This is a genomic window from Ferruginibacter sp. (assembly GCF_031430955.1).
GTDB lineage: Bacteria > Bacteroidota > Bacteroidia > Chitinophagales > Chitinophagaceae > Ferruginibacter.
In genome coordinates, this window is sequence record NZ_JANPCM010000512.1 from 1 (window position 1) to 11,810 (window position 11,810).

Annotated in this window: 8 protein-coding genes; 6 read left to right on the plus strand and 2 right to left on the minus strand. The window is 38.3% G+C overall.

Translation table 11 applies throughout. The features are described from left to right. The 3 genes from ACY65O_RS14445 to ACY65O_RS14455 all read left to right on the plus strand — a co-directional run. Window positions 1-441: sigma factor-like helix-turn-helix DNA-binding protein (locus tag ACY65O_RS14445; RefSeq protein ID WP_462221564.1), on the plus strand; the 441-nt coding region annotated here is incomplete at its 5' end. Between the two features lie 193 nt (window positions 442-634). Beyond that, window positions 635-1,861, plus strand: coding sequence for a 2-oxoglutarate dehydrogenase complex dihydrolipoyllysine-residue succinyltransferase (odhB, locus tag ACY65O_RS14450; protein WP_462221565.1), 1,227 nt, complete (start codon window positions 635-637; stop codon window positions 1,859-1,861). 160 nt (window positions 1,862-2,021) lie between these two features. Next, entirely contained in the window at window positions 2,022-3,218 is a 1,197-nt protein-coding gene (locus ACY65O_RS14455) for an RsmB/NOP family class I SAM-dependent RNA methyltransferase (RefSeq protein WP_462221566.1), read from the plus strand. Here the strand turns inward: ACY65O_RS14455 and ACY65O_RS14460 are convergent. After that, complete coding sequence (locus ACY65O_RS14460) at window positions 3,215-5,626, minus strand: S8 family serine peptidase (protein WP_462221567.1); 2,412 nt, start codon at window positions 5,624-5,626, stop codon at window positions 3,215-3,217. The two genes, ACY65O_RS14455 and ACY65O_RS14460, sit on opposite strands and share 4 nt — an antisense overlap. Before the next feature lie 376 nt (window positions 5,627-6,002). Here ACY65O_RS14460 and ACY65O_RS14465 point away from each other — a divergent pair, with 376 nt between their 5' ends. Continuing rightward, window positions 6,003-6,347 carry an RNA recognition motif domain-containing protein gene (locus tag ACY65O_RS14465; protein WP_462221568.1) on the plus strand — a complete coding sequence of 115 codons (345 nt, stop codon included), beginning with the start codon at window positions 6,003-6,005 and terminating at the stop codon, window positions 6,345-6,347. A gap of 225 nt (window positions 6,348-6,572) precedes the next feature. Here the strand turns inward: ACY65O_RS14465 and ACY65O_RS14470 are convergent, their stop codons facing one another. Beyond that, window positions 6,573-7,562 (minus strand): beta-ketoacyl-ACP synthase III, encoded by a 990-nt coding sequence (locus tag ACY65O_RS14470; protein WP_462221569.1) that lies wholly within the window; start codon window positions 7,560-7,562, stop codon window positions 6,573-6,575. 204 nt (window positions 7,563-7,766) lie between these two features. Here ACY65O_RS14470 and ruvA point away from each other — a divergent pair, with 204 nt between their 5' ends. Then, entirely contained in the window at window positions 7,767-8,351 is a 585-nt protein-coding gene (gene ruvA / locus ACY65O_RS14475) for a Holliday junction branch migration protein RuvA (protein WP_462221570.1), read from the plus strand. A gap of 88 nt (window positions 8,352-8,439) precedes the next feature. After that, the coding region (gene sov / locus ACY65O_RS14480; RefSeq protein WP_462221571.1) for a T9SS outer membrane translocon Sov/SprA at window positions 8,440-11,810 on the plus strand (3,371 nt) is incomplete at its 3' end.

Below are 11,810 nucleotides of genomic sequence, written 5' to 3' on the forward strand. Positions count from 1 at the left end.
TCTTTACTGGAGCAGGAGTTTGAAAGAGAGCCAAGTGCAGAAGAACTGGCTACTTTTTTAGAGATGGATATTGAAGAAGTAAGGGCAACATTAGGTGCAGGCATCAGGCATGTAAGTATGGATCAGCCATTAATGGATGGAGAAGATAATACACTGATGGATGTAATGATAAACCCCAATGCTATTGGTACCGATTTTGAAGTGTTGAATGCCTCTTTAAAAACCGAAATAGAACGTTCGTTAAGCACCCTCTCCGAAAGGCAAAAAGATGTGATCCGTTTTTTCTTTGGTATTGGTATAGACCATGCATTAAGCCTGGAAGATATTGGCGAAAGATTTAACCTTACACGTGAAAGAGTAAGGCAGATAAAAGATAAAGCCATTACAAAATTAAGAACGGCTTCCCGTTGCAAAATTTTAAAAGGATACTTAGGCGCATAAAATTTACCCTGATAATTTTTTAAAATAAAGGCATTATCATTTTTTAAAATTATTATTTGCACTTGAAAAAATAATTGCCTTCTCTGCGGTCTCCACTCTTCACCGTGATTTCTTGCCATTTTCATTTCTAGAAATCAATTTCCATAATCATTTATTTTCCCCGAAATTTGCACTACTAAAAAAGAGTTTATAAATGGCTATTGATATTAAAGTTCCCACTGTTGGCGAAAGTATAAGCGAAGTAACCCTGGTAAAGTGGTTAAAAAAAGATGGTGAGTATGCAAACCGTGACGAAGTAATTGCAGAACTGGAAAGTGAGAAAGCTACTTTTGAATTAAATGCTGAGCAGGCTGGTGTAATTAAGACTATTGCTAAAGAAGGCGATACCTTAAAAATAGGAGATATAGTTTGCAGTATTGATACCGATGCCGCAAAACCTGAAGGAGTAAAGGCTGAACCAGCAAAAGATATGGTTGCTGCTAAAGCCCAAGAATCTAAACCTCTAAACCCTAAACCCCTAAACGAACCTGCTAACGATACCAAAGCAACCCCCGTTGCCGCCGCAATAATTGCAGATAAAAAAGTAGATGTAAAAACGGTTACCGCCACAGGCTCCAACGGAAAAATTGTTAAGCAGGATGTTTTGGAAGCACTAAATAACCCTGGTCGCAAACCCGGTGTTACAATGTTTGGCCGCAACGACAGGCCGGAGAAAATGAGTAACCTGCGTAAAACTATCAGCCGCCGTTTAGTAGAAGCTAAAAATACTACAGCCATGCTCACCACTTTTAACGAAGTGGACATGAGTGCTATAATGGAAATAAGAACTAAGTACAAAGATAAATTTAAAGAAGGCCACGGCGTTAATTTAGGCTTCATGAGTTTTTTTACCAAAGCCTGTACTTATGCTTTAATGGAATGGCCATCGGTTAATGCTTATATTGATGGTGAGAATGTTATTTATCACGACTACTGCGATATCTCCATTGCTGTTAGCGCACCAAAAGGCTTAGTGGTGCCCGTTATACGCAATGCAGAAAGTTTAAGCATGGCGGAAATTGAAAAGAAAGTGGTGGAGCTGGCTACAAAAGCAAAAGATAATAAATTAACTATAGAAGAAATGACTGGTGGAACTTTCACCATAACCAACGGTGGTATTTTTGGTTCTATGATGAGTACACCCATTATTAATATTCCGCAATCGGCTATCTTAGGTATGCATAATATTTTGCATCGGCCAATGGCAGTTAACGGGCAGGTGGTAATAAAACCAATGATGTACCTGGCTTTAAGTTACGATCACAGAATTATTGATGGCAGGGAATCGGTTAGTTTTTTAGTGAGAATAAAAGAGTTGTTGGAAAATCCTGCATTGTTATTGTTTGGAAAAGACCCTGTAAAAAGTTTGCTGGAGTTATAAAAATCTAAATGTGGAATTTAAGATTTTAAATTATGGTGTTAGCCGTAAATATATTTTAGTTTGAAACTGTGGCTCATGTTTTTAAAATTGATGTTTAAAAATAAATAGCATTACAAGTTTAAGTTGGTTAATTTTAAATCCGAAAACCTTAATTCAATAAATGCGTTACCAATCCTATTTAAATACTGCTAAAAAAATACTGCAATTATATAATGGCGAAGAACCATTTTCCGCTTACTTAAAAAAATTTTTCTCCACTCAAAAAAAGTTTGGCTCTACCGACAGAAAGCACATCGCTTCCTTATGCTACAGTTACTTCAGGCTGGGCAGGGCAGTGGAAGAAATTAATGACCTTAATATTTTGAAAGGCCTTTTTTTAAGCGAACAGTTTCATAACGAGATTGTACATTATTTTTACCCGGAATGGGATGATTGGATTGCCAAACCGGTGGCAGAAAAAATTGACCTTATTAATTTTCCTGCACAAAAAATATTTGATTATAAAGAAGAGCTTTCTGCAGGAATAAATTTTTCAAAATTTTCTGAATCTTTTTTAAAGCAGCCTAAACTTTTTTTAAGGATAAGGCCACATAAAAAAAATATGCTGGTGGATAAATTGCAAAAAGCAAAAATTCCATTGGCATTAATCGATGAAGATTGCATAGCCTTATCCAACGCCACAAAATTAGATGGTTTAATTGCCGCAGACAGGGAAGCCGTGATACAGGATTATAACTCACAGCAGGTATTTAATTACCTTAAAGATTTTGTAGTGGATAAAAAAAAGCCGGTAACCGTTTGGGATTGCTGTGCCGCAAGCGGTGGCAAATCAATATTGTTATTTGATATTTTAAAAAGGCATGTGCTGCTAACGGTGTCGGATGTAAGGCTTACTATCTTGCTAAACCTTCACCAGCGGTTTACAAAAGCAGGTATAAAAGATTATAATTATTTTTTGGGAGATTTAAATACTGATGGATTTCAATTTCCTGACATCATAGCAAAGGGTACAGAAAAATCGCCTGCTGTAAATAATTACCAAATGATTATTTGCGATGCACCCTGCACTGGCAGTGGCACCTGGAGCCGTACACCCGAAAATCTTTTTTATTTTAAACCCGCTATTATTGATGGGTATGCACAACGGCAAAAACAAATTGTATCCAATGTAATTCCATACCTGCAAAAAGATGGGTTACTTTTTTATATTACCTGCTCTGTTTTTAAAAAAGAAAATGAAGAAGTAGCAGAATTTATAAAAGAAAAACTCCTCCTGCAATTGCTGCAAATGGAATTATTAAAAGGTTACGATAAAAAAGCTGACTCTATGTTTGTGGCTGTTTTTAAAAATGGCTAACGTTTTACAATCTTTTTCACCAATTCTTTTTTATCATTCACAAATACGCTTACATAATAAATACCTGCGGCCATTTGCCTCATAGGTATTTGGTATATTTTTTTGCCGGGGCTGTGCTGATTTACTGAACTGTAAATTTTTTGTCCCCAGTTGGTATGCACAAAGATTTCAATTGTTACCGCATCTTTTTTTGTAATGATTACATTAAGTTTATCAGTTACGGGGTTGGGGCCAATGGCAGTAATGCTGTCTTTAAAAATTACAGGGGGGCAAAGTTGTGCAGTATTATTTAAAGTCAGGAATGCCGTATCGCTGCACCCCGAAGAATTAATTACAACCAGTTGATAAATTCCTGCTGCTGTAACTGCTGAAGGTGTTGCAACTGCAGCACCACCAATCGTCCAGTTTGTGGTTAAACCTGCGGTGGTGAATTGTGTAGTTAAATTAAAACTGCTGTCAGGGCATTTGCCTGCAGTTTTATCTGCGCCAAGGTTAGGTTTAGCAATAAAATTTACAGCAACTGATGCAGTATCGGAACAGCCGGAATTGTTTACACCGGTTAAAACATAAGTGCCCGGAGTATTTACTGCCGCTGGATTAGCAACTGCATTTCCGCTTAGTGTCCACATAGCAGTTAAACCAGTTGTAGTGTACAAACTGGTTAAATTTAAACTGCTGTCACTGCATCTCGATACAGATTTATCAGCGCCAAAATTTGGCTTTGGTGTAAATGCTAACGATACAGAGTCTAAATAAAAACTGGTATCGGCAGCAATAAACATTTTAAGCCGGTATTTAACTACGGTGCTGGTAATAGTAGTCAGGTCATCTGTATAAGTAAAGTTTCTGGCAGCAAATGCACCGGTAGAAGTTTTTGTATTCACTGCAATATAATCTGCATCTGTGGTAAGTTTTCTTTCCACTACAATACTTATTACTGAATCTGTTTTTGCATTCCATTGTAAAGATGTACTGCAGTTGGTAATAGCAGCTTGCTTGGAGTACAATTGTTTTATCAGCATTACAAAAGCCTTTTTCATATCAGGGATACCATAGCCTGTTCTGTTATCAGGGTTGGCCGCCCTGTTAGCCGATTGCTGTAAGGTATTAATGATGCTCATATTATTTACTTCGGGAAAAGCCTGCCATAAACAGGTGCTTAGCCCAGCCATATTAGGGCAGGCGAAAGAAGTGCCATTACCAAAAATAGGTTGCCCTGTTGCACTGCTGGCGACAACAGCACCAACACCTACTGCGGCTACGCTTGGTTTTATTTGCCCATCGCTGCTGGGGCCGTAACTGCTAAAGCCACCAACAACTCCGCTGGTATTTACTGCGCCAATAGCCATTACACTGTCTGCATCTGCAGGCGAAATAATATAATGCCAGGCACCCGACCCCTCATTCCCTGCAGCCACCACAATCAGCATACCTTTTTTTGCAGCAATATCAGCAGCCTTTGCAATAATGGTGGTATTGCCATCCATATCAGCATAAGTATGGTTGTAAGCCGCATTATCAAAAGTGGAATAACCTAAGGAAACAGAACAGATGTCAACGCCTAAACTATCGGCCCTCTCGGCGCCGGCTGCCCAGTTTTGTTCTTCAATAGGATATTCTGTTGCAGCTTCTTCTGTTCGGTACAAATAAAAAGCAGTTTTAGGTGCAGTGCCAACAAAAGTACCGGGCATATTTGCAGCAATAGTGCTCAGGCAATTCATGCCATGCTGGTGGTCTTCATTTACGCTTGCGTTATTAGATACAAAATCCCAAGTGCCTAAAATTTGCCCGTTGTTTCTTACACTGTCAAAAGTAGGCAGCGTTAAATAATTTAAAAAGCCTGCATCAAGCACAGCCATTTGCATTCCTTCGCCCCTGAAACCACGGTTGTGTAAAAATTCTCCATTATGTATATGTACCTGTCCGTACGATTGGCCGTAACTGTAATAATCTGCAGTTACATTTTGAGGTACGGGAGGATTTAGAGAAGCGTTGCTAAAGGGAGCATCTAATTGTTTATTAACTGGTATGTCGATAGTTGTTTTAATATTTGCAATTTGGCTGCTGCTTAAAACAAAAGCAAAAGTATTTATTTTAGCTAAAGCCGCTGCATCATTGGTTTGAATAGCCACCTGGTTCAGCCATTTGGAAGTATTTAAAATAGTAACTGTACCTGCTAAGCGAATGCTGTCAACATACCTTGGTGTTACTGGTAAATCTGCCGAATCTATATTTATATTATACCTCGTTCTGCGTTGAATTGCACGGCTGGTAAGAAAAGCTGAAGGATTGCCGATAGAGTAGGGGCTGGTACCTTTATCTTTTAAACGTATAATATATCTTGCCTGCGAAAAGCTATTGTTGGAAAATGCAGCGATAATTAATAAAAGTAAAATTGTTTTTTTCATAGTTTTAAATTTGCTAATACAAATATAGTTAATAAAGATACCTGCCCGGCAGCTCCATTTTATTAAATTTATTTGCCCAATGGATAATTTTAAGGAAAGCAGTTATAAAAATTAAGGCCTGGTAATTAGTATAGTAACGTATCAGGCAATTTCTTTATTGCAACTGATGGTTAAGCTGATAAAGCATTTCCTAAAAATAAAAACACTTTTATTGGCTAATTAGTTTATGTTTGTACTGTGTTTTATCGCATTTAGCTCACAGCATTGATAGATTCTATTTTTTCTAATCTTCTCAGTTAATAGTTTTCCCGTCTTTATTAGTTTGCTTTCTCCTTACTGCACAGGTATTTTATTTAATTATTTTAATTTTTTTATCATGAACATTTATGTTTCAAATTTAAGTTTTAACACATCCGATGCAGAATTGCAGGATTTATTTTCTCAGTATGGCGAAGTTTCTTCTGCTAAAGTAATTACAGACAGAGAAACTGGCAGAAGCCGTGGTTTTGGTTTTGTAGAAATGAGTAGCGACGAAGAAGGAAAAGCTGCAATGGCTGGCCTTAACAACAAAGAAGTAGAAGGCAGGGCAATGTCTGTTTCTGTAGCTAAAGAAAGAGAAGCTAGAACCGGTGGCGGTGGTGGTTATTCAGGTGGCGGTCGTGGTGGAAGCGGCGGCGGTTATTCTAACAACCGTGGTGGCGGTGGTGGTAGCAGATGGTAATCAGTTATCAACTTTAAAATATAGAATGCCCTTTTTCAAGGGCATTTTTATTTCCTTCAATCTCTGTATCTTGGCAGGGTTATTCATTCAACTTCATCTTCTTATTTTTTCATAAGAAAATAAAGGAAATCAATAGATCTATTTCATTACTTTTCTGCAATCTCTGTTCCTCAGCGTGCCATATTCATTCTTGCTTTGTCTTCTTTCTTATAACAAAATGCGACATTAATAAGCCCACTTCAACCACGTTGCCCCCCATGTAAACCCACCACCAAAAGCCGCCAAAATAATATTGTCCCCTTTTTTCAATTGCTTTTCCCAATCCCACAAACACAGCGGTAATGTGCCTGCAGTGGTATTGCCGTATTTTTGAATATTGATCATTACTTTTTCTTTATCCAGGCCCATGCGGTTAGCGGTAGCATCAATAATTCTTAAGTTGGCCTGGTGTGGTACAAGCCATGCAATATCATCGGCAGTTAAATTATTACGTTGCATCAATTCATAACTAACATCAGCCATACCTTTCACTGCAAATTTAAAAACTGCCTGGCCTTCCTGGTACACATAATGTTCTTTTGCTAAAACAGTTTCAACGGTTGCAGGCTTTGCAGAGCCACCCGCTTTCATGTGCAGGTATTGTCTTCCGCTGCCGTCACTTTTTAAAATACTGTCTAAAACGCCGTTACCTTCATGGTTGGCCTCTAATAAAACAGCTCCGGCACCGTCACCAAAAATTATGCAGGTGGCCCTGTCGCTGTAATCAATAATGCTGCTCATTTTATCTGCACCCACTACCACTACCTTTTTATAGCGGCCACTCTCAATAAATGCCGCACCCGTTGTTAAAGCATATAAAAAACCTGAGCAGGCTGCGCCAATATCAAAACCAAATGCATTTACAGCCCCGGCTTTATCGCAAATAATATTGGCTGTAGCAGGAAAAACCATATCGGGTGTTACGGTGGCACAGATCAAACAATCAATTTCAGCAGGTGTAATACCCCGCTTTTTACACAATTCTAAAACGGCAGGTACAGCCAAATCACTGGTGCCCAGTCCTTCGCCTTTTAAAATCCTTCTCTCTTCTACGCCGGTTCTGCTTCTTATCCATTCATCGTTGGTATCCACCATTGTTTCTAATTCCTTATTGGTAAGCTTATAATCGGGTACATAACCACCAACGGCGGTAATTGAAGCAGTAATTTTTTGCATGTAAGTCAGGGGTTTGTTTTGTAAGTTGAATGTGTAAAATTATTAAGGGTAAAAATACATAAAAAATGGGTACAGTTATTTTAACAACCAACCTCACAAATAATTCCTATTTTCGCTATGTAAAAGTAAAGGTTTGTGCAAATTGCAGTAAAGTGTGGTATTACTTAACCCGTAACTTAATAACGTTTAACAAGTAACAGAGTAATGTACGCATATCTGCAGGGAAAATTTATTGATAAAACACCGGCACAGGTTTATGTAGATGTTAATGGTGTGGGGTACGAAGTAAATATCAGCTTAAATACCTATTCGCATATTCAAAATCTCGATCAGGGAAAACTATTTACACATTTGCAGGTAAAAGAAGATGGGCATGTGTTGTACGGCTTTTTTGAAAAGGCGGAAAAAGAAATCTTCCTTTTAGTGATAGGAGTTTCGGGCATTGGAGCAGCTACTGCAAGGATGATGCTGTCCTCATTAAAACCCGAAGAAGTGAGCAGGGCAATTGTGCAAAACAACGTAAAGTTGCTGGAGAGTGTGAAAGGCATAGGAAAAAAAACTGCAGAACGTTTGGTGCTGGAGTTAAAAGATAAATTAAGTAAACAATCATTAAACGAAACTATTTCACCCAATTGGAGCAATAGTTTGGAGCAAGATGCGTTAAATGCCTTAGTTGCCCTTGGTATATCAAGGCAGCAGGCAGAGCAAGCCATCCAAAAAGTTATCCTATCAGAACCATCTGTATCTAAATTAGAAGATTTATTAAAAAAAGCCTTAAAAACCATTTGACAGAATTCTACGTTAATTGATTTATTGGATGTTGCTTATCAGAAAAATTTTTCCGAAAATAATTTGCTGTGGGATACTGTCAGTTGTAGTGGCAATAGTTGCTGTAAACAAAGTTTCGGCAAACCCGTATAATTTAAAATCTCCTTTATTTTTTCAGGATACTACTTCGCCAAAAGGTAATACTAAACTTGTTTTTCCCATTCAGGACAGAAGAGGAGATGCCGTTTCCAATTCAAAGCGCAGTACTTACGATTTAAAAAATCCCTCCAACCTTAAAGATTCCATAGTTTACGATGCTAAAACAAAGCGCTATATCGTTTACGAAAAAATAGGTAACAAATATTACCGTACACCTACTTCTTATTCATCCGAAGAGTATTGGCAAATGAGGGGCAGGCAAATGGAAATTGATTATTTTAAAAAACGGGCCAATACCACCAGCATACTCAACAGGGGAAAAGTAAAACCTAAATTATCCATTTACGATGGGTTGTTTAACCGCCTTTTTGGTAATGGTAAAATAAATATTACACCGCAGGGCAATGTTAATGTAACCGCAGGTTACCAGGGGCAAAATATCAAGAACCCTACCTTACCGGAAAGGGCAAGAAAGAACGGTGGTTTTGATTTTGATATGCAGGCGCAGCTAAATGTAAATGCAGATATTGGCGGCAAATTAAAATTCCCTATCAGTTATAATACCCTGGCAAATTTTGGACAGGATAATCAATTGAAATTAGATTATACCGGCCTCGATGATGAAATAATAAAACGTTTTGAACTGGGTAATGTTTCCTTCCCCAGCCGCAGTACATTAATACCCGGTGCCCAGCAATTGTTTGGTGTAAAAACACAGTTGCAGTTTGGTAAATTATTTATCACTACAGTGCTGGCCAATCAAAAATCGCAACGGCAATCTGCCAATTTACAGGGTGGTTCATCATCACAGCAATTTGAAGTAAAGGCCGATGAATATGAAGAGAACCGACACTTTTTGGCCGCTCAGTATTTCAGGGCAAATTATAATAAGGTAATGCAAAATTTACCTGCGGTAACTGCTCCCATACAAATTTTAAGAATGGAAGTTTGGGTTACCAATAGAAATGGTGCTACCACAGATACAAGGGATGTAGTGGGATTAATGAATTTAGGTGAAGATGGCAATCCTAACCCCGGCATACCTACCAATTTTTCTAATACACTTTATTCATCTGTAACTGCTAACCCTACAAGCAGAGACCCTGCACTGGTGTATAATAATTTATTAGGCCTGGGGCTTCAACCCGTACAGGATTTTGAAAAAACATTTGCACGTAAGTTAGATTCTACACAATATACTTTTCATCCAAAAGTTGGTTTTATTTCTTTAAGCCAGCCTTTGCAAACCGATGAAGTGCTTGCAGTTGCTTATCAGTATTCTTACAATGGAAAAATTTTCCAGGTCGGAGAATTTTCTCAGGATCTTCCGCCAGACAGTACCACTGCCACCCAAAAAATATTATTTTTAAAATTATTAAAAGCTACATCTCAAAGGCCAAACTTGCCCATTTGGGATTTGATGCTGAAAAACGTATATCCAATTGGCTACGGTACATTAACACCAACCGATTTTAAATTAGATGTGTTGTACCAGGAGCCAGGCCTTGGTTTAAAACGTTATGTACCATTCGGAAATAAAAACCCGGGCTTCCCCATAATTTCATTAATAAACTTAGACCGTTTAAATAACCAATTAGATCCCCAGCCCGATGGTGTGTTTGATTACGTAGAAGGCTACACCGTTTTCTCACAATACAGCCGCATAATGTTTCCGGTGCTGGAACCTTTTGGCCGGGATTTAGCGCAGGGCATTTACACCAATCCTGCTTCCCCTACAATAAAAGATACTTTGTTCTATGCTTTGTACGATTCTATTAAAGCAGTGGCACAACAGTTCCCCAATTTAAACAGGTTTGTTTTAAAAGGTTCAGCAAAAATTTCCGGATCGTCCGATATACCCATTGGCTACAATATTCCGCGTGGCTCGGTAACCGTTAGTGCCGGTGGCAGAACTTTAATTGAAGGAATTGATTATGATATTAATTACGATTTAGGTACCATTAAAATCATCAACTCAGCAGTAATTAATTCAGGCATACCGGTGCAGGTTAATTACGAAAACAATGCATCTTTTGGCCTGCAGCAGCGAAATTATATGGGGTTAAGGTTTGATTACAATGCAAAAAATACCCTTAAAGAACAATTGAGTTTTGGAGGCACGATGGTGCGCCTTGGCGAAAGGCCTTTCTTTAATAAAACAAATATTGGTGAAGATCCTATCCGTAACACTATGTATGGGCTGGATGTTAACTACCGTAAAGACATACCCCGGTTAACCAAATTGCTGGATAAATTACCCTTTTATCAAACCACAGCTCCATCATCAGTAAACGTATTTGCCGAAGGCGCTGTTTTAAAACCCGGCCATGCACCACAAATTGGTAAAGGATCAAAAGGCACTTCTTATATAGATGATTTTGAAAGCAGTAAGTCGGGTATCGATTTAAGGTTTCCTCAAAACATCTGGACTTTAGCTTCCACTCCTTTTGGTGCAACAGATAGGTTAGGTAATATACTTTTTCCTGAAGCTGCATTAAACGATAATATTGATTATGGAAAAAACAGGGCAAAGCTGGCCTGGTATCAAATTGAGCAATTATTGCAGCAGTATAAAGGAAGCAATAACCCACTTGCAAACGACAGGGTCGAATTGAGCGATCCACGGGTAAGGCAGGTATATCAAAAAGAAATTTTTCCTCAAAAAACCACTGGATTTGGCGAAAGTTTTTTACAAACATTCGATTTGTCTTATTATCCAAAAAACCGGGGGCAGTATAATTATGATGATGTGAACGTTACCCCTAATGGTGAGTTAATAAATCCTAACCAGCGCTGGGGTGGTTTAATGCGTAGTTTAGATCAAACAGATTTTGAAACCGGTAATATTGAGTTTGTAGAATTTTGGCTGCAGGATCCTTTTGTACCTTCTCAAAAAAGACCTAACCCTCAAACATCCACTGGCGGTAAATTATATTTTAACCTCGGTAATGTATCCGAAGATATTTTAAAAGATGGAAAACGTTTTTACGAAAACGGGTTGAATACACCTAATGCACCTTCACCTGTTGATAATTCTAATTGGGGCAGGGTGCCACGCAATCCAATTCAGGTTACCAACGCATTCAGCAATAATCCCGATGACAGGCTTTACCAGGATGTTGGATTGGATGGTTTGGACGATACTGCAGAAGTAAATAAACGCAGTGCATATCTTAACCAGTTAAGAATAACAGCAGGAGCCAATTCTAAAGCATATTTGGATGCCCTGAGCGATCCATCAACAGATGATTACCATAATTACCGTGGCGCAGATTACGATCAGCAGGGATTGGGACTTTTAGGCCGTTACAAAAATTACAA